Here is an 18,622-nt window from a genome sequence, read left to right on the forward strand (position 1 = left end):
ACCGCGGCTTATGTAAGTCGTGTATGTTTCTGTGTGTCCGAAGTCATGATCCCCAGCGGTAAAAGTATTAGCCGCTGGGGATTTTTGCGCCCATTCGGGCCTTGTATGGAGGATAGACATGAACATTATCAATATCGGGATTCTTGCCCATGTAGACGCTGGAAAGACGACCTTGACGGAGAGTCTGCTATATGCCAGTGGAGCCATTTCAGAACCAGGGAGCGTCGAAAAAGGGACAACGAGGACGGACACCTTGTTTTTGGAGCGGCAGCGTGGGATTACCATTCAAGCGGCAGTCACTTCCTTCCAGTGGCACAGATGTAAAGTTAACATTGTGGATACGCCCGGCCACATGGATTTTTTGGCGGAGGTGTACCGCTCTTTGGCTGTTTTAGATGGGGCCATCTTGGTGATCTCCGCGAAAGATGGCGTGCAGGCCCAGACCCGTATTCTGTTCCATGCCCTGCGGAAAATGAACATTCCCACCGTTATCTTTATCAACAAGATCGACCAGGCTGGCGTTGATTTGCAGAGCGTGGTTCAGTCTGTTCGGGATAAGCTCTCCGCCGATATTATCATCAAGCAGACGGTGTCGCTGTCCCCGGAAATAGTCCTGGAGGAAAATACCGACATAGAAGCATGGGATGCGGTCATCGAAAATAACGATGCATTATTGGAAAAGTATATCGCAGGAGAACCAATCAGCCAGGAAAAACTTGCGCGGGAGGAACAGCGGCGGGTTCAAGAAGCCTCCCTGTTTCCGGTCTATCATGGCAGCGCCAAAAAGGGCCTTGGCATTCAACCGTTGATGGATGCGGTGACAGGACTGTTCCAACCGATTGGGGAACAGGGGAGCGCCACCCTATGCGGCAGCGTTTTCAAGGTTGAGTACACCGATTGCGGCCAGCGGCGTGTCTATCTGCGGCTATACAGCGGAACGCTGCGCCTGCGGGATACGGTGGCCCTGGCCGGGAGAGAAAAGCTGAAAATCACAGAGATGCGTATTCCATCCAAAGGGGAAATTGTTCGGACAGACACCGCTTATCCGGGCGAAATTGTTATCCTTCCCAGCGACAGCGTGAGGTTAAACGATGTATTAGGGGATCAAACCCGGCTCCCTCGTAAAAGGTGGCGCGAGGCCCCCCTCCCCATGCTGCGGACGACGATTGCGCCGAAAACGGCAGCGCAAAGAGAACGGCTGCTGGACGCTCTTACGCAACTTGCGGATACTGACCCGCTTTTGCGCTGCGAAGTGGATTCCATCACCCATGAGATCATTCTTTCTTTTTTGGGCCGGGTGCAGTTGGAGGTCGTTTCCGCTTTGCTGTCGGAAAAATACAAGATTGAAACAGTGGTAAAGGAACCCACCGTCATTTATATGGAGCGGCCGCTCAAAGCAGCCAGCCACACCATCCATATCGAGGTGCCGCCCAACCCGTTTTGGGCATCTATCGGACTGTCTGTTACACCACTCCCGCTTGGCTCCGGCGTACAATACGAGAGCCGGGTTTCGCTGGGATACTTGAACCAGAGTTTTCAAAACGCTGTCAGGGATGGTATCCGTTACGGGCTGGAGCAGGGCTTGTTCGGCTGGAACGTAACGGACTGTAAGATTTGCTTTGAATACGGGCTTTATTACAGTCCAGTCAGCACGCCGGCGGACTTCCGCTCATTGGCCCCGATTGTATTGGAACAGGCATTGAAGGAATCGGGGACGCAGCTGCTGGAACCTTATCTCTCCTTCACCCTCTATGCGCCCCAGGAATACCTTTCCAGGGCTTATCATGATGCACCGAAATACTGTGCCACCATCGAAACGGCCCAGGTAAAAAAGGATGAAGTTGTCTTTACTGGCGAGATTCCCGCCCGCTGTATACAGGCATACCGTACTGATCTGGCCTTTTACACCAACGGGCAGAGCGTATGCCTTACAGAGCTAAAAGGGTATCAGGCCGCTGTCGGCCAGCCGGTCATCCAGCCCCGCCGTCCAAACAACCGCCTGGACAAGGTGCGCCATATGTTTCAGAAGGTAATGTAAAGATACATAATCGTCAAGACGGCAACAATCAGAAGTTATGGAGGGTAACAATGGAATATCGTAAGGAAGATTTAATGGAAGCAAAAAAGCAAATTTTGGGAGTGGGAGAGAACATGGGAACAGAGGAAAGTAAAAAAATCTGGGAGGAGAACGCACAATTTTGGGATAATGCAATGGGTGACGAATCTAATGAATTTCACAGAGAGGTAGTGCGTCCCAAAGTAACGGAACTTCTATCTCCTAATCCTGCGGATTATATTTTGGATATTGCGTGTGGCAATGGAAATTATTCTTCGTATCTTGCACAAAGAGGCGCTTCGGTTGTCGCTTTTGATTACAGCAAAAAAATGATAGAATTGGCTAAAAGACGGCAATCACAATATGCAAAACAAATTGAATTTTGTGTGGCGGATGCGACCAATAGAAAAAGTATATTAGAATTAAAAAGAAATCGAGCCTTTACGAAAGCAGTTTCTAATATGGCAATTATGGATATTACGGATATTGAACCACTTCTTATGGCTGTTTATGAACTGTTGCAGGAAAGCGGAATTTTTGTCTTTGCAACGCAACACCCTTGTTTTGTCACGTTGACTGAAAAATATATGACACCGCACAGTTACTATGATATAGCGATTGAAGGGCAACCGAAAGAGCAGATTTATTATCATCGTTCCATACAAGATATTTTTAACCTTTGTTTTAGAGCTGGATTTGTCATTGATGGATTTTATGAAGAATGTTTCAAAACCAACAAAGAAATTCCTATGGTAATGATAGTAAGGCTTAAGAAGGTAAAACGTGATACCTTACAATAAATTCAAGTTTGTCGGGTAAATAGCAAAGCCAGCCGAGCCAGCGGGCGGTCAAGATGAACGGGCTTCGCCCACCGTTGACAGCCCCGCCCGGTTTCGCAGTTAGGCAGTCAAGGAGCGACAGCAAGGAGTGCTGCCGCCCCGCACTATTATTCAGAGAGAGGGAATTTCCATGACAGACCAGAAAGCCTATCAAGAATATATCCAGCGCAGGTACAACGCCTCTTGCAAGGCTGTTATCCGCTGTGCCTGACAGCGTCCGTCCGTGCCGGAATTATGTAGAGCTCCACATAATTCTGTTGTATTTCCCAGCCTTTTGTGATACTATTTTGATACTAATAAACTTTACAGCCGAAAATAGCAGGTGGAATATTAACATATTTGCGAAAGTTTTTCCTGCGAAATCACCTCAAATACACCCTACTATATCTGAATTTGCCGAGTGGGAGTGATCTCCCTCTCTTAGGCCACTTTACAGAGGGCCGATAGTTCTATTTTGCAAAGCTTCTAAAGCAGAAAACCACTCGCCCGGCGAGTGGTTTTCTGCTTTAGAAGAGTCTTTATATCAGGCTGCTGATGTGGTCAACGCAGGCAAAAAGAGAACGCCGGCACGGTCCCTCGGGTGAATATACCGCTTTGCGCTGCCAGCAAGTTTGACTGTGCAGGGCATACGGCGTTTCCGGCGCTTTTCTCCGGGAGAGAAGTAAACTCAGTCTGTGCCGTTCTTTTGCGGGACGCCCAATGTCCGGCCTCATCCCTGCAGAGGAGAAGCGCCTTGCCGCGTCGGGAGCGGGGCTGGTCAAAAGTTCAAACTGGCGGCAAACGCCGAGACTGCTTTTTCATAGGCATCCGGGTCGGTGAGGTAACTGTTCGCGTGGATCGCCCCGCGCGCGATCATCAGCCGCTTGGGGGCGCAGCATGCCTCGTACAGCCGATACCCCATCTCAGTGGGCACATAGGTATCCGCGTCCCCGTGGATGAACAGCACCGGCACCCGTATTTTTTTCACCTGAGCCAGCGTATCAGCCTCTTTAAAGCCATAGCCTGCCCGCCAGCGGCAGAGCAGATCTGCGCCATAGAGGAAAGGGAACGGCGGCAGATGGAAATTGCGCCCCATCTGATAGACGAACTCGTCCCAGGCCGAGGTATAGCCGCAGTCCGCCACGATGCCTTTCACCTGTGGGCACAGCGCGCTCTCCCCGCCCGCCATCAGCACGGTGGCGGACCCCATCGAGATGCCGTGCAGCAGGATCTCACATTCCGGCCCAAAACGCCCGCAAAGATATTCGGTCCAGCGCAGCACGTCAAGCCGGTCCAGCCAGCCAAAGCCGATGTATTTGCCCTCGCTCTCCCCGTGGGCGCGGTTGTCAGGCATCAGCAGGTGGTAGCCGCGCCGGTGGTAGTGATCCGCGTAAAGACCCCACTCTTTCAGTCCATCGCACTTATAACCGTGCACGGCGAGAACGACCTTGCCTGTGGGGACTTGAGCCGGCAGCAGATATCCGTGCAGACGAAGACCGTCCCCGCTGCGGATCTCTACATCCTCCAGCGCGGTCTGGGCCCGCAGCCAGGCTTTGGCACGCAGCTGCGCCTGCTGCTTTTCCTGAAAAGAGCCGCGCGCCGGCGGTGCGTCCCCGTGTTCGGCCGCGGCCGCATGAGGTTTTTGCTTCCGCTTTCGGCGCGGGCGCAGGATCACGAAACAATACATGAAAATGCTGCCTGCTGCCAATACCAGCGCCAAAAGGACGATCACGCCCCATAAAATGACTGTCACTATGCGCCTCCCGCCCGGGGCTTGTGGGGGACCCTGTGGTCCACACTGCGGACCCGGCAGCGCTGCGCTCCGGCACGGTGCCAGGACCCGGGACGCAGTTGTCTGTCCCGCATTCTTTGCTCCTGCCCATTCCCCAAAGCGCTCCTATTTACTGCAGCGCCGGTGCGCGACCGCCTGTCTGCGGCACAAAACCCTTGTTTTTTTCATCATACCATATCCCGGGCTTCTTTTCCACAGGCCAAAACGGCGGCGGGTACAGTCAGGCTGTCCATGCGCCGCGGCGTCCAACGCCCGTTTTCACAGTCGGGTGAAACACACGGGTGCGGAAGAAATTTGTTTTTCCGCTGTTCCTGTGGTAAAATAGCGCCGTCGCGCCCCGGCGGGGCGGACGGTCTTGTGAAAGGGTGGTATCTCATGGCGGCGGTGGACTGGTCCTGCAACTCGCAGCAGGATATGGAACGTTTTCTTTGCTGGTATCTCAAGGGGTTCAACCGGGAATCAGGGGATATTTATTCCCTGCTGCATCCGCATTTTCTGCGCTGCGACTATGCGCAGAAAAGCCTTACCGTGTTTTTTAACGTCAAAGACTGGGCCCTCAACCCGGAGGGCACCATGCACGGCGGCCTGATCTCCACCGTCTTTGACGGCACTTTCGGCGCGCTGTGTCACTATTGGGGCAAACAGCGGTTCATCACGACGGTCAGCCTCTCCACCACCTTTTTAAAGCCGGTGCTGCCCGGTGATACCCTGGTGGTCACCGCAAAGGCCACCTCCATCGGGCGCACCCTGATGAGTATGACCGCAGAGGGCACCACCCGCGGCGGCGAACGCCTGGCGGCAACCTCCTTTACCACTTTTATGTTTTTGGATAAGGAATTCCCCCAAAACGCGTGGGCTACCATCCCGGACGAAAATAGAGATGATCTTTTGCAGCCGCGTGGATGAAGAACCGATTTTTGGTTCCGGGAGGTCTTGCCGTCCGCTTTCAGCCTTTTTTGGCGCGTGTCGGAGGGTCGCCCGCAATGTTTTGCTTTAAGGGGAGGGGAGGACTGTTTTGGCGCCGCATACGATATTGCTGATCGAGGACGATGAAAAGGAATGCAGCCTGTTCGCAGATTACATTGGCAGTATGGAGGATTTTGTGCTGGTGGGTGTTGCGGACGGGCAAGCCAGCGGGCTGACTTTGCTGGTGGAACAGCACCCTGAGATCGTGCTGCTTGATTTAAGGCTTCGGCAGGGAGACGGCACCGGCTTTCTCGCTGCTCTGAAACAGCTGCGTCTGCCTTTCAAACCGCTGGTGATCGTGGCTTCCGGCCTGCTCACCTCGCGCACAGAACAGGCTGTTCTGCGCCTGGGGGCGGACTACTGTATCGGCAAGGACAACAGGGACTGGTCGCCGCGCGGGGTGATCGGCATCCTGCGTAATTTTTTGCCTCTTGTACCCAGCGGCGCGCAGCTGCGTGCCAATGAAGGGGCGATCTCTCCCGACCTGCAGGAGGCCGAGCTGCGGCGGCTGATCTCGCTCACCCTGGCCCGTGTGGGGATCTCCACCGGCGACAAGGCCAACAGGGTCCTGGTGGAGATGATCCTTCCCGTTCGCGAGGCGCTGAAAAAAGGGGCGCCTCCGCCCGACCTCAAAAATACGGTCTATCCTCTGGCGGCCAAACAGCTCGGCAAAAGCCCGGCCACCATGGAGCGCAGTATCCGCGCCGCCCTGAAAAGCGCGTGGAAGACCATCCCTCCCGACGATCTGCGGCAGTATTATGATTTTCCGCTCGGCACATTAGAGGACTATCCCTCCCCGCGGGACTTTATCTTCAATTTTACCAGCGCAAATTTTTGCGGCTGCGCTGTTGCTTCTCGTGCTCCGCAAGACAAAAAAGATTAAGCGGCCGCTGTCTGCGGCTGTCTGTGCCTGTTCACTGCGGTGGACAGGCATTTTTTTATTTAGGTTTTAGTCACGAACACCAATTTTCGATCGCTTTTTACAAATTTTTCTTTACTTTTGTGGGCTGTACGCCAAATTCATTTCGAGTTTTTTCTGGTTATCGTGCATTTTTGCACTTATCCGCGCAAAAACGACAGAAGCCGTTATTTTTGATCCACTTTTATCTTTCATGCATTTTTTGATAGGGTTGGGATGTCTCCCGGAACCAGATGCGTCAACCTTTGTCCCGCTGGTTTTTATATGCGCAAGAAGAGCCAAAAAAGATCAAGAAAAAAGGGGAATGCCGATGTTTGAGTTGGTGTGGGAAATTTTTGAGGATGAAGATGGGCGGCGCACCGCCTGTTACAGCGTGATCAACGCGGCCCTGGGGATACGTGTTCAGGCGCTGTGTACCGACCGTCCCACGGCGGAGAGACTGACAGACCTGCTTAATTCCGGGCAGGTCGCCCGCTGCCATGTCAGGGATGTGATTGAGGATTTTATACAAAAGCTGTATATGATATGACCGGCAGGCCATAAGAGAACGACGCTTTACGGGAGACTGCCGGACTCCTGCGCGGCTGCCGGCGCCGCGCAGCGGGTTCGACTTTTTTGGCGCGAAAAGAGCGGAAAGGCAGCCCTGTACCGTATCGAGGCGGCAGCGGGAACCGCAAAGCCGCCTGAGACGCAGATCGCTTGTTTTGCGCCTTGATCGGGGAAAGCAGTTGTTTCAAGTTTTTACATTTTGCCGTTTTGTACGATGGAAAAATGCTGTGTCGGAAAATGAGAACCCGGATGAGCGGAAAATTCAAAAAGGGTTCTTTTTGATACGGTTTTCATAAAAAGTATTCTTTTTAGACAATATCTTTCCCGTTTTGTACCAGAATGCAGCAAGAATATGGTAAAATATCTGCGTCCGTCTTCCTCCATTTCTGTGTTTTGTGACGGATAAAAAACGGAGAAGGATGTAGGTGCAAGTGAAAGTTTTGCTGTTAGAGGACGACCTTGAAGAAGCAAAGGCGATGGAAGAGTATTTTGAGCAGCTGGAGGATATGGAGCTGCTTGCAACTACCGGCAGCGCGATGCAGGGGTTTACCCTCGCGCTCAAAAACCGGCCGGAAGCCATCATTGTAGATATCCAGCTGGGAGAAGCCATGGACGGCCTTTCTTTTCTGGAAGCACTGGAAGAGGTAAAAAAGGAGTATCGCCCCTTTATCGTCGTTACCTCTTGTGTAAACTCTTTGACAGTGGAACAGAGATGCTATAAACGTGGGGTCCAGTTTTATTGCCGCAAAAGCATGAAAGGATACGGCCCCGCCTATGTGGTGGGAAAAATACGGGAACTGATGCCTTTTATGGACTGCTGCGACGCGCCCCCCTACCTGCTGTACGACCCGCTCCAGGATGAGCGCCGCTTTCGCGCAGAGGCGGAGTTTGTCCTTGCGGAGATGACCATGGACACCGGGAAAGAGGGACCTCGCGCTATCCTGTGCATGCTGCTGATGCTGCTGCGCGCGGAACTGGAAAGCCCGGACATAGCGCCGCCCGATCTGAATGCGATGGATCTTGCTCTGGCGCGCAGGCAGGAAAAAAGCGTCGGGGCCTCCATAAAAGCCGTGCAGTATGCCCTTTCGCAGGCCTGGGCACACTGTTCTGACAGTGTGCTGAAGATGTATTATCCTTTCCCGCTCGCTCCCGACCAGAATTGTCCCTCTGCCAAAGAATTTATCCATAAATTCTACACCGTTATCAAAAAGCGGTTGCTCGATAAAGTGCATTCCTGATGCAGCGTCCTGTCTCCATGCGGCTCCCTTTTTAAATAGGGGGCCTTTCTCTTTGTCTTATTCTGACAAAAAAGGAGAAAAAACCCTGCGGAGATACGCCTATCAACTCCCAACCCGTTCCTGATATCTTGTAGCTATCAAGAAACGGGAAGGGGGCAAGGGACATGAGCTTCTGGGATCGCATTGCTGAGCTCTGGGTCATTCTCTGGAGCTGAGATGACTCCTGCTGTAAGCGTCCCCCCAAATAAGGGGAGGATGCTTACAGCAGGAATCATCTCAGGGAAAAAGGTAATGGTGTGGAATGAAAATATTTAAGGGAGGTTCCCACCATGACAATGTTATTTCCTGTTCTTCGCGCTTTTATGACCCGTTTTGCTTTTTCTATTTTCTTATTTCGAGCAATATCTCTATCGAAACTATCCGCTTTAAAGGTAGTCAAACTTTTTCTTTTGAACGCTGTATTTTCAATTGTAATCGCGGCTTCGCCGGTACATATTCCGAATAATATTAGCTTTCTATTTTTATTCCCCATTTTGGCATTTATACTTTCCAGAGAATTGTCAAAGACTTTTCACTTCATTCTTGCAGAAACGGGGATTTTGTTTATACTTTTTCTTCCACTCTGTATTTGTGAAGTGTTTCTTGCTTTAGCTGTAGAAGTGCTTTTTAGCTCCTATATAACAAATCCAGAACTCCACCATATTATCGCTCTGATTATATTTTGTCCTATTGCTTATTTTGTCGGCTTTCTATTTCCAAAGACTAAACTGGATATGCTCCTTTTTAGAAAGTCGGGAAAAGTTTCCGTATTTTGTGCGGCCATTATAGACGTACTTCTTTTGATACTATCTATTTCCGTGGCGAAAGAAAAACTAATTCGGGATATGTTAACAACTTTTGTTCTCATACTCCTTTCTGCATTTTATGCAATAATTGTCTGGAAACAAACCGTCGAAGATATTGAAGAAATTGCGAAACGCGATGAGGAGATCGACAAGAGCGCCGCTGAGATCCACGACATGAAAAATGCCATGATGGCGCGTGCCCGTGAGGCGGAACGCCTTGCGGGCGATCTGGACGTGTCTCCCGCCGAGGAGATGGCGGCCATCCAAAATCCCGACGACCCGGAGGAAGAGCGAAAGATCATTTTTAATTCTACCGGGTTATTGTTTTTCAACAGCCTGCTTTACAACCACGCCCGCAAGGCGCGCGAGCGCGGCGTCACGCTGGACATCAAAGTCCTGGCCCGGGCAACAACGCTGTTTCTGCGTTACCTGCCGATATGGAAATTCATCCATTATGCCATTGGTAACCTGCTGGAGAATGCCGTCAGCTCGGCGGCTGAAACGGAGCATCCAAACCCGGAGGTCCTGTTTCTTTTTGGATGTTCGCCCAGCGGCGTTTATCAGGTGCTGGTCTCGGACAACGGCCCGGATTTTGAAAAAGAGGTTCTTGAACATTTGGGCGAGCGGGGCAACACCACCAAGGGAAGCGGCCACGGCAACGGCTTTTACAGCATCTTGAAAGTGGTGCGCCTGGCGCGCGCTTCTTTTGTGCTGAGGGAAGGACCGGAAAAGCTTTATCCCTATACCAAACAGATCGGTCTCATCTTCGACGGCGCGGGCCGTATAGAGATCCAAAGCCGGCGGGCGGGAAACCTGCGCCCAAAGGACCCACAGATCATTCTCACGCAGACAGGAGAGGAAGCGTACGTTTAAGGTCACAGAAAGTTTTTTTGAAAGCGGCGAGGGCCGGCGTGTCCGCTGCTACGGTGTGCAGAGCGCCGCATACGGTATCGCTGTACCGCAGATCAGCACCGATCCCCACACCGCTGTCTGCCTGGCTGAACTGCTGAACACCCGCGACGTCTCTCCGTGTCACTTTCGTGATATCATCCAGGATTATATCACGGCCCTCTATCTTGCCTGAATTTTAAACGAATAAGGCCCCCATGCCGGCTGCGGTATGGGAGCCTTGTTTTTTGTATTGGCGATATGGCGGGGCGTTTCGCGGCAGCTTGGCTGCGGAAAAGCGCGCTCGCGTGCGGAAAGGGGCATACCCCCCAAAAACGGGTGTTCCAAAATATTGTTTGGATGATCCTGCTTTTTTGCCGCCGCAGCTGGGACAGGGAAAAGAAGTGATCTTATAGGAGCATCTCTTTCGGCGTCGTGAAAACCATAAAAAAGGGAGGTTCCCGCGGAAACTCAGCACAGCCGCACCAGCAGCGCATAGGTCGGCCCCAGGGCCAGGTAACCGGCCAGCCAGCTGGCAAGGTTGGCCGTGATGCCGTAGGCGGTGCGCCGGGCAGCGGTGCCGCCGTGCAGAAAATGCCGGTAAAGCGCGGTCTCCGCAAGCAGGATGACCAGCTCCATGGGAAAACGCACAAGGTGGGCGGAAAGCGGGCCGCTTGCGAGCAGGACAAAGTGGACGGCCAGCGTGAGGACGGTCTGGGTGGAAAGGTTCACCCACAAAAAAGGCCGCCAGTTTTTTTGCAGGGAAAAGCGGAACAGCAAAAGCAGCACGCCCTCGATCACCAAAGTGGGCAGCAGCGTGAGAAGAAAAGACATCCCCAGCGCGGCGGCGGCAGAGGGCTGCGTCAGAACGCCGGAGGCACAGTCAAAGGTAATGCTTCCCTGCAGCACTTTGCGCTCAAAGGGCTCGGAGATCAGCGTTTTGCCGCTCCCGGTCACCAGGATAAGGCGGCAGACCCGCGGCAGGCCCACATAGCTGAACACATGCACCCGTCCGCTCCCGTCCGCACGGCCCTCCAGATCGCCCCAGAGCGGGGCGCGGGTGCCGCCGCTCAGCGCGGGCGACCAGCCCTCCGGCGCTTCGGCAAAGAGGCGGTCCAGCAGCGCACTGCTGAGCTCCTCCCGCTCCGTTTCACTCAGATTGTCATACAGCTGCTGTCCGTCCGAAAGCTCCGGCTGCCAGAGCAGGTCCAGATAATAGGGTTCTTCGGGCGGGTTTACCAGCCGCACGGTGAGCTGATCTTTGGGCCCCATGTCGGCGCCGACGACCAGCAGGCAGGACAAAAGCAAAAAGATGGAAAAAAGAGCAAGACATTTTTTTCGGCCAAAACCCCAGCCGTCCCGCAGGGCCGCGAGGCAGGCTGCAGAAACAAATTGTTTTTTATGGAAGAGCAATGAAAACACCTCTGATCAGCGGGACGTAAGAAAGGGCGGACCGTGTGAGAGCGATCGATCGTTCCGGGAGCGCGCGGCCCCTGCGCCGGAAGAGCGCTGCAGCGGGGCCGTTTTTGACGGCAGCAGGACAGCCCGAGGCGGCAAAACCGCGCAGACAACGGGAACAGGGGAAGATGAAAGGGCAAAAACTGTCCCGCTGCAGCCGGCCCAAAAGGGAACAGGACGGCATTTACATTTATAAAGGGATAAACAGGGGGAACACAAAATGGACGGCAGGGGTGCCTCAGCAGGAGATCGAGAACAGGCGCATCGCGTTTTCACGCGCGATGTCGGCGACCTGCTGCGGGGTGACGTCGCCCCGCGCCTGCGCCACGGCCTGCACTACATCCTCCAGCATGTCCGAGGTCGCCGTCTCGCCCTCCAGCCGGCAGGGCGGCAAAAAGGGGCAATCAGTCTCCAGCAGCAGCAGCGAGAGCGGCATCTCCCGCACCAGCTGGATGAGTTCGCCCGCGTCCGGGTAAGTGATGGCGGGGCCGATCCCCAGGAAAACGCCCTTTTCCAGAAAGCGCCGGCCATACTCCAGGCCGCTGAAAAAGCGGTGGATCATGGCCCTGGCCGGATATTGCTCCAGCGCGGCGAGCACATCCTCGTCTGCGAGGCAGTCGTGGATGACCACCGGCATGTCCAGCCGCTGGGCAAGCTCCAGCTGGGGCAGGAAAACCGCCTTTTGGGCAGCCTTGTCGGTCTCCGGCAGGCGGTAGTCCAGCCCGATCTCGCCGATGGCAACGGCCCGCGGGTGCGCGGCCATCGCCTCGATCTCCGCCAGCCAGCCCTGCGGCGCCGCGGCGGCACAGAGCGGGAACACGCCGACAGAGGCCCAGATAAAGTCATACTCCTCCGCCAGTGTCAGTGAGCGGCGGGAAGAGGGCAGGTCAGACCCGGAGTTGATGATGGCGCACAGGCCTTTTTCCCTCATGCGCAGCAGGGTCTCGCGGCGGCAGCCGTCGAAGACGGCCTCGTCATAGTGGGTGTGTACGTCGGTCAGATGTGGGATCGTCATGCCTGTCTCCTTTTTTTCAGCAGGCGGCGGCGCGGCACAGGCCGCCCCGGCACGATACCTGCCGAAACCTGTTTTTTTTCAGTATAGCAAGCGCGCGGCCGCGCTGCAAGGGCACCAGGCAAAAAACGCTGCGCCCGCCCCCACGGAAAGGGAGACGGGCACAGGCGTCTGTTGAAAAAAGTGTCAGCAGTACCGCTCGATGATCGCGGCGGTCACTTCGTCGATGCGGGGAAAATCGGCGGCGGCCTTGTAGTACTCCTCAAGCTGGTCATGGTTCTGCTTGGCCTCGGCCTGCAGTTTGGACGCCTGCTGGAACAGATCCATCGCCGCCTTGTGGTTGAACCGCAGGCGGCTGCGGTGCGCGCGCAGCAGCTCGTTGTCGCAGAAACGGGTGCAGTGGATGACCCGCGCGTGTTCGAACGCCATGGGGTGGAAGCGGTTGGAGGTGACAAAGGCCAGCTTGGCCGAGGGGATCAGCAGATGGTCGATCTTGTCGTGCGGGGCCATGGGGCAGTAGCAGGTAATGACGTCATAGCCCTTTTCCACAGCGGCGTCCCGCAACACCTTCATCATCGCGCGGCTGACCGCGCCCCAGTCGTCCTGCAGCACCACAATGGTGTCGGCCACCTTTGCGACGGTGTCCCGGTAGCAGACCGGCCCCTTGAGGGTGTTGGCGGAAAGGATGCGCAGCTCCTCGCTGCCCTCGCCGGAAGCGCCTGTGCGCGGCAGGTATTTCAGCGCCAGATGCGCCGCAAAAGAGCGGGCCGCGGGCAGGTTCGCGGCGGCGAAAGCCACCCGGGCGCTGTCGCTGATCAGGCTGCCTGCGGCAGTGATATAGCGGGCGGCGCGCTCCTGCAAAACGCCGCAGCGGCCGAACAGGTCAAAGACTTCATTCTGATGTTCGCGCATGGCCTCCTCGTCGATGCAGTCGTAGAGGGAAACGACGGTCTCCACCGCCACAGGGCATTTCGGCTCCAGCGAATGGGGGGCCGTGGCGTCCACGATGCTGAATTTGCGGGCGCTGCAGACGACCCCGTCCAGCGAGTCCGGGTCGGAGGAGCAGTGGATCAGTTCCACGGTCTCGCCCTGGCCGGTCAAATGGCCGGCGATCTTGCCCATCATGGTGGATTTTCCGCACCCGGGCCCCGCCTTGATGAGCAGGCTGTGCCAGCCGCTGCGCAGCTTCAGCATCTGGTCAAAATACCCGGCGAACCCTGTGGGAGAAACGGCCCCCAACAGAAAATCCAACTTTTGCCGTTCATCCAAACAAATCACTCCCTTTTAGAAAAACAGGCAAAAGCCCGAAAACGCGCCTTTTTCATTTGCCTGGTTGAACCATGGTATTCTGCAAAGGGGCGGCTTGTTACCGGCGCCCGCCCGCAGCGAACGCCTCAAAAACAAAAAAGCCCGGCCTTTCCGCTTTTTTGCCTGCAGGGCGGAAAGGGCGGACTTTTGACCGGACGGCACAGGACGGGGGACGCCTATCTAAAACGGTTGTGCGCGGGATCGTAGACATAGCCGATCTCCGCAAGACGGCGCACCAGCGCGGCCTTGTCCAGGCCAAGGGTGAGACACAGCTCGTCCAGATCGCTGTGAAAGTCGCGCAGCTGGGTGTTGATATAGCTGAGCAGGATGGCAGGGTCGCGGGGCAGAGACATGACAAACCTCTTTTCCGGGGCGTTTTTTCGCGGGGGAAACGCCCTTTCAGTTCATTCTGCGCCGGCCGGCTCCCGCACAAAGGCCCACCGCGCACAGGTGGAGAGGGCAGGCGCAAAGCGATAGCCGTTCCAGTAGAATTCTTTCAGCTCTTCGGGGTCGCCGGCCCGGCGCCGGGCGATAAAGCGGGCCATCCGCCCGCGGGCCATCTTTGCCGCAGTGGCCCGCATCGCCAGCTTGCCGCCGGGCTTCGGCTCCAAAAAATCCACCGTGATAAAACGGTCCTCTGCGCGCAGATAAGGGGTGAACGCCTTTGTGTATTCCCCTGAACTCAGGTTGATCACGGTCTCACCCGGCGCAAACAGCGCCCGGTAAAGCGCGTCGCCCCAATAGCCGTAAAGATTTTGGCCGAAAAACCGCAGCTTGCCCCCCAATTCCAGCCGGTAGGGCCAGATGCCGTCCAGCGGCCGCAGCAGGCCGTAAAAGCCGCTTACAATGCGCAGATGTTCCTGCAAAAACAGCAGTTCCTCCGCCGAGAGCGTCTCCGGCGCCAGATTCAGATATTGCAGCCCGTGATAGGACAGCAGGGCAGGGGTGCCCGGCTGTGAGAGATCCATATCCGCAAAGTCGGCAAAGGCCCGCTGGGCCAGGGCGTCGTTGATGCGCATCTCGTGCGCCAGCTGCCAGGGGCTGTAACCGCGCAGTTCGGCCAGCAGCTGCCGCGTCTGGGGCAAAAACTGGGGCTCGGTGGGCGGCAGCACGCCGGAGGCCCGGCGCATATTCTTTGCGGGGGAGATGACGGCGATCACGCCTGCCCCTCCAGATAGGCCAGGATCTCAGCGGCGTTGGTGTCGGGCTTGGCGCGCGGGAACACCTTTTCGATCACGCCCTCTTCATTGATGATAAAGGTGGAGCGCACCACCCCCATCGACACTTTGCCGTAGAGCTTTTTTTCCTGCCAGACCCCAAAGGCCTCGATGGCCGCGCGCTCCGGGTCGCTCACCAGCAGAAACGGCAGCGCAAACTTTTCGGCAAATTTCTGATGGCTGCTCTCACTGTCTTTGCTGATGCCGATCACGACGACATCCGAGGAGCGAAAGCCCTCGTAAGCGTTCCGGAAAGCGCAGGCCTGGCGGGTACAGCCGGGCGTGTTATCTTTGGGGTAAAAATAGACGACTACTTTTTTGCCCCGGAAAGCGGCAAGGCTGACCGGGTTGCCGTCCTTGTCCGGCAGGGTGAAATCGGGTGCTTTTTCTCCGGCTTTAAGCATGCTTATGACCTCCATTGTCCGCAAATTTTTGTAATGTTTTGTTACAGGATAGCACAGATAAGACGAAAAGTCTACTAAAAAAGTATTGTTTTAGAGCGGCACAGCAGAGATGCTCCCTCCCCGCCGGTCTGAGCCTGTCGGGCGGCCGCGGGGACGGCTTTGGTTGAGGCGGCGCCTATGCGCCGGTTTGAGAGGCGGCCGTTTCCTGCGGCGCCCCTGCCCTCTGCGATACCCCTCAGCCGCAGCATGATCTGGCCCGGACAAAGGCGGCGCGGGGAACGCCCCTGCCCTCTGCCGCGCCCGCCGGTCCACACGGTTGAAATGGCCGCCGCAGCGCTTTTCAGGAACGCCCTGCGGCGGCCCCATAAAAAGCTTGAAATTTTTGTCCCCGTCCCCCTTGACAGGGAACGAAGATCTGGTATAATGAATACATGAACAGTTGTTCATATGTTGAAAAGGAGGCGCCGCAATGCTGGACAAAAACGGGATCGAACGCTGCGATTATATCCACGCCCACCCGGGCATCATCGAGGCCGCGCAGGCAGCCATGCCGGATGAGGAGCTGCTCTATGACCTTGCAGAGCTGTACAAGGTGTTTGGCGACTCCACCCGGATCAAGATCCTCTATGTGCTGTTCGAGGCGGAGATGTGCGTGTGCGACATCGCCCAGCTGCTGGGGATGACACAGTCCGCCATTTCGCATCAGCTGCGGGTGCTCAAGGGCTCCAAGCTGGTCAAAAACCGGCGGGACGGCAAGACTGTGTTCTACTCGCTGGCCGACGACCACGTGCGCACCATCCTGGGACAGGGCATGGGACATATCACCGAAGAAGATTGAAGGAGTGTTGTCGTATGAAAAAGACCTTTAAGCTGCAGGACCTGGACTGCGCCAACTGCGCGGCAAAGATGGAGAACGCCATCAAAAAGCTGGACGGCGTGACCGACGCCAGCGTCAGCTTTATGACCCAGAAACTGATGCTGGAAGCGGACGATGCGCGTTTTGACGCCATCCTGAAAGAGGTCGTCAAGACCTGCAAAAAGGTAGAGCCGGACTGCACGATCCTGCTGTAAAAGGTTTCTTGCACCGTTTGTGCTGAGAAAATGCAGAAAAAAGCGCGGCCGGCGGAGGGGCCGCCGCGCGGAGAACGCCGGTGCGGGCAGGCGGACGCTGCGCCCGCAGCGGAGAAAAGGGGAATGATCCGATGACCAGAAAGCAGAAAAAGGCATTGCTGCGCATCCTGATCAGCGGGGCGCTTTTTCTGGCGGGGGAACTGCTGCCGCTGGGGGGATGGTGGAAGCTGCTCTTCTTCCTGCCCGCATACCTGATCGTGGGCGGGGATGTCTTGCTGAAAGCCGCGAAAAATATTGCCCACGGCCAGATATTTGATGAGAACTTTCTCATGTGCATCGCCACGGTGGGGGCGTTTGGGCTGGCGCTGTACGACCAGATCACGGGCGCCGAGTCGATGGTGGGCTACGACGAGGCGGTCGCCGTCATGCTGTTCTATCAGGTGGGCGAGCTGTTCCAGAGCTATGCGGTGGGCAAATCCCGCGCTTCTATCGCCAGCCTTATGGATATCCGGCCGGATTACGCCAACATCCGCCGGGACGGCGCGCTGGTGCAGGTGGACCCCGAGTCGGTGGCCATCGGCGACGTGATCGTGGTCAAGGCGGGGGAGAAGATACCGCTGGACGGCACCGTGCTGTCGGGCGAGACCACGGTGGACACCGCGGCCCTCACCGGCGAGTCGGTGCCGCGGGACCTGGGCCCGGGCGGCGAGGCGGTCAGCGGCTGCATCAATCTCACCGGCCTGATCGAGGTGCGGGTCGCCAAGCCCTTTGGCGAGTCGACGGTGGCAAAGATCCTCGATCTGGTCGAAAATGCCAGCAGCAAAAAGGCGAAAGCGGAAAACTTTATCACAAAGTTTGCCCGCTATTACACCCCGGCGGTGGTCCTTGCGGCCGTGCTGCTGGCGGTGGCGCCGCCTCTGTTTTTGGGCGGCTGGGGCGAGTGGATCCACCGGGCGCTGATCTTTTTGGTGGTGTCCTGCCCCTGCGCGCTGGTCATCTCGATCCCGCTGAGCTTTTTTGGGGGCATCGGCGGCGCGTCCAAGCGGGGCATCCTGGTCAAGGGAAGCAACTATCTTGAGGCCCTGGCCGGGGCAGAGACCGTCGTTTTTGACAAGACGGGGACCCTTACCCGGGGCACCTTCAACGTCACCCGCATTGTACCGGAGGCGGGGGTGGAGCCCGCGGACCTGCTGGAAGCGGCGGCCCTGGCGGAGAGCTATTCCGACCATCCCATCTCGCTGTCGCTCAGGCGCGCCTATGGACGGGAGGCCGACGCCGCGCGGGTGGGCAAAGCCGAGGAGATCTCGGGCCACGGGGTGCGCACGCTGGTGGACGGCGCCGAGGTGCTGGCGGGCAACGCCAAGCTGATGAGAGCGGAGGGGATCGACTTTTCCGCCCTGCAAGAGCCGGGCACCGTGGTCTATGTGGCGCGGCAGGGAAGATACCTGGGCGCGATCCTGATCTCGGACGAGGTCAAGGAAGACGCGGCCGCGGCGGTGCGCGCCCTCCGGGAGGCAGGCATCCGCAAAACAGTGATGCTGACCGGGGACGCGAGAGCGGTGGGCGAGGCTGTGGCCCAAAGCTTGGGGCTGGACGAGGTACACGCCGAGCTGCTGCCCGCCGGAAAGGTGGAGGCGGTGGAAGTGCTGCTGGCGGAGAAAAGCGAAAACGGGCGGCTGGTCTTTGTGGGCGACGGCATCAACGACGCGCCGGTGCTCAGCCGCGCGGATATCGGGGTGGCCATGGGCGGCCTGGGCAGCGACGCGGCCATCGAGGCGGCGGATATCGTGCTGATGGACGACAAGCCCTCCGAGCTGGCGGTGGCGATCCGCATTGCGAAAAAAACGCTGGGCATCGTGCGGCAGAACATCGTTTTTGCCCTGGCCGTCAAGCTGGCGGTGCTGCTCCTGTCGGCGCTGGGCATGGCGGGCATGTGGCAGGCCGTTTTTGCGGACGTGGGGGTGTCGGTCATCGCCATCCTGAATGCCTCCCGCGCCCTGAACACAAAAAATCTCTGAAGCACATCCCAAAAACGGCGGACCAAGGCCCGTGGCGGGGCGCGAAAGACCGGGGCCAAAGCC

General features: G+C 56.6%; 17 protein-coding genes and 1 pseudogene. 11 read left to right on the forward strand and 7 right to left on the reverse strand.

Going from position 1 to position 18,622, the window contains the following annotated elements; genetic code table 11:
• Window positions 1-118: 118 nt before the first annotated feature.
• Both tet(W) and H8S23_RS11415 read left to right on the forward strand, forming a co-directional pair.
• On the forward strand, window positions 119-2,038 hold the full coding sequence (gene tet(W) / locus H8S23_RS11410) for a tetracycline resistance ribosomal protection protein Tet(W) (protein ID WP_031474227.1): 1,920 nt from the start codon (window positions 119-121) through the stop codon (window positions 2,036-2,038).
• A gap of 50 nt (window positions 2,039-2,088) precedes the next feature.
• Complete coding sequence (locus H8S23_RS11415; protein WP_004010385.1) at window positions 2,089-2,856, forward strand: class I SAM-dependent methyltransferase; 768 nt, start codon at window positions 2,089-2,091, stop codon at window positions 2,854-2,856.
• A gap of 796 nt (window positions 2,857-3,652) precedes the next feature.
• On the opposite strand, the gene H8S23_RS14205 is transcribed toward H8S23_RS11415, so the two are convergent.
• The gene (locus H8S23_RS14205; protein WP_186888464.1) at window positions 3,653-4,627 is read right to left on the reverse strand and encodes an alpha/beta hydrolase; all 975 of its coding nucleotides are present in this window, start codon (window positions 4,625-4,627) and stop codon (window positions 3,653-3,655) included.
• 396 nt (window positions 4,628-5,023) lie between these two features.
• Here H8S23_RS14205 and H8S23_RS14210 point away from each other — a divergent pair, with 396 nt between their 5' ends.
• The 6 genes and pseudogenes from H8S23_RS14210 to H8S23_RS11450 form a co-directional block, all read left to right on the forward strand.
• Complete coding sequence (locus tag H8S23_RS14210) at window positions 5,024-5,572, forward strand: hotdog domain-containing protein (RefSeq protein ID WP_186888465.1); 549 nt, start codon at window positions 5,024-5,026, stop codon at window positions 5,570-5,572.
• A 109-nt stretch (window positions 5,573-5,681) separates the two neighbouring features.
• A complete protein-coding gene (locus H8S23_RS11430; RefSeq protein ID WP_186888466.1) occupies window positions 5,682-6,515 on the forward strand; it encodes a response regulator in 834 nt (277 codons plus the stop codon).
• A gap of 346 nt (window positions 6,516-6,861) precedes the next feature.
• The gene (locus H8S23_RS11435) at window positions 6,862-7,080 is read left to right on the forward strand and encodes a DUF6514 family protein (RefSeq protein WP_186888467.1); all 219 of its coding nucleotides are present in this window, start codon (window positions 6,862-6,864) and stop codon (window positions 7,078-7,080) included.
• A 451-nt stretch (window positions 7,081-7,531) separates the two neighbouring features.
• Window positions 7,532-8,338 carry a response regulator gene (locus H8S23_RS11440; RefSeq protein WP_186888468.1) on the forward strand — a complete coding sequence of 269 codons (807 nt, stop codon included), beginning with the start codon at window positions 7,532-7,534 and terminating at the stop codon, window positions 8,336-8,338.
• Between the two features lie 329 nt (window positions 8,339-8,667).
• The gene (locus tag H8S23_RS11445) at window positions 8,668-10,056 is read left to right on the forward strand and encodes an ATP-binding protein (RefSeq protein WP_186888469.1); all 1,389 of its coding nucleotides are present in this window, start codon (window positions 8,668-8,670) and stop codon (window positions 10,054-10,056) included.
• Between the two features lie 52 nt (window positions 10,057-10,108).
• Window positions 10,109-10,267: pseudogene (locus H8S23_RS11450) on the forward strand (DUF6514 family protein); the annotation flags it as partial.
• 275 nt (window positions 10,268-10,542) lie between these two features.
• Here H8S23_RS11450 and H8S23_RS11455 read toward each other — a convergent pair.
• The 6 genes from H8S23_RS11455 to bcp all read right to left on the reverse strand — a co-directional run bounded on the left by H8S23_RS11455 (window position 10,543) and on the right by bcp (window position 15,470).
• Window positions 10,543-11,484, reverse strand: coding sequence for a hypothetical protein (locus H8S23_RS11455; protein WP_186888471.1), 942 nt, complete (start codon window positions 11,482-11,484; stop codon window positions 10,543-10,545).
• 283 nt (window positions 11,485-11,767) lie between these two features.
• Entirely contained in the window at window positions 11,768-12,544 is a 777-nt protein-coding gene (locus tag H8S23_RS11460) for a TatD family hydrolase (protein WP_186888472.1), read from the reverse strand.
• Between the two features lie 183 nt (window positions 12,545-12,727).
• Window positions 12,728-13,810, reverse strand: coding sequence for a hypothetical protein (locus tag H8S23_RS11465; protein ID WP_207721160.1), 1,083 nt, complete (start codon window positions 13,808-13,810; stop codon window positions 12,728-12,730).
• A 215-nt stretch (window positions 13,811-14,025) separates the two neighbouring features.
• Window positions 14,026-14,202 (reverse strand): DUF4250 domain-containing protein, encoded by a 177-nt coding sequence (locus H8S23_RS11470; protein WP_186888473.1) that lies wholly within the window; start codon window positions 14,200-14,202, stop codon window positions 14,026-14,028.
• 51 nt (window positions 14,203-14,253) lie between these two features.
• Window positions 14,254-15,009: a peroxide stress protein YaaA gene (gene yaaA / locus H8S23_RS11475; protein ID WP_186888474.1), complete on the reverse strand. Its 756-nt coding sequence runs from the start codon at window positions 15,007-15,009 to the stop codon at window positions 14,254-14,256.
• Complete coding sequence (bcp, locus tag H8S23_RS11480) at window positions 15,006-15,470, reverse strand: thioredoxin-dependent thiol peroxidase (RefSeq protein ID WP_186888475.1); 465 nt, start codon at window positions 15,468-15,470, stop codon at window positions 15,006-15,008. The genes yaaA and bcp overlap by 4 nt, the downstream gene beginning before the upstream one ends.
• Window positions 15,471-15,939: 469 nt before the next feature.
• Here bcp and H8S23_RS11485 point away from each other — a divergent pair, with 469 nt between their 5' ends.
• The 3 genes from H8S23_RS11485 to H8S23_RS11495 all read left to right on the forward strand — a co-directional run bounded on the left by H8S23_RS11485 (window position 15,940) and on the right by H8S23_RS11495 (window position 18,559).
• The gene (locus tag H8S23_RS11485; RefSeq protein WP_186888476.1) at window positions 15,940-16,308 is read left to right on the forward strand and encodes an ArsR/SmtB family transcription factor; all 369 of its coding nucleotides are present in this window, start codon (window positions 15,940-15,942) and stop codon (window positions 16,306-16,308) included.
• A 14-nt stretch (window positions 16,309-16,322) separates the two neighbouring features.
• Complete coding sequence (locus H8S23_RS11490) at window positions 16,323-16,541, forward strand: cation transporter (RefSeq protein WP_186888477.1); 219 nt, start codon at window positions 16,323-16,325, stop codon at window positions 16,539-16,541.
• Between the two features lie 131 nt (window positions 16,542-16,672).
• Window positions 16,673-18,559, forward strand: a complete 1,887-nt coding sequence (locus H8S23_RS11495) for a heavy metal translocating P-type ATPase (protein WP_186888478.1) — start codon at window positions 16,673-16,675, stop codon at window positions 18,557-18,559.
• Window positions 18,560-18,622 lie beyond the last annotated feature (63 nt).

It is taken from the genome of Anaerofilum hominis (assembly GCF_014287275.1).
Classification (GTDB): Bacteria; Bacillota; Clostridia; order Oscillospirales; family Ruminococcaceae; genus Pygmaiobacter; species Pygmaiobacter hominis.

Coding starts and splice junctions, on each gene's coding strand:
- H8S23_RS11415 (WP_004010385.1), top strand. CDS start 2,089: ATGGAATATCGTAAGGAAGATTTAATGGAAGCAAAAAAGCAAATTTTG.
- H8S23_RS11435 (WP_186888467.1), top strand. CDS start 6,862: ATGTTTGAGTTGGTGTGGGAAATTTTTGAGGATGAAGATGGGCGGCGC.
- H8S23_RS11445 (WP_186888469.1), top strand. CDS start 8,668: ATGACAATGTTATTTCCTGTTCTTCGCGCTTTTATGACCCGTTTTGCT.
- H8S23_RS11460 (WP_186888472.1), bottom strand. CDS start 12,544: ATGACGATCCCACATCTGACCGACGTACACACCCACTATGACGAGGCC.
- H8S23_RS11470 (WP_186888473.1), bottom strand. CDS start 14,202: ATGTCTCTGCCCCGCGACCCTGCCATCCTGCTCAGCTATATCAACACC.
- bcp (WP_186888475.1), bottom strand. CDS start 15,470: ATGCTTAAAGCCGGAGAAAAAGCACCCGATTTCACCCTGCCGGACAAG.
- H8S23_RS11485 (WP_186888476.1), top strand. CDS start 15,940: ATGCTGGACAAAAACGGGATCGAACGCTGCGATTATATCCACGCCCAC.
- H8S23_RS11490 (WP_186888477.1), top strand. CDS start 16,323: ATGAAAAAGACCTTTAAGCTGCAGGACCTGGACTGCGCCAACTGCGCG.
- H8S23_RS11495 (WP_186888478.1), top strand. CDS start 16,673: ATGACCAGAAAGCAGAAAAAGGCATTGCTGCGCATCCTGATCAGCGGG.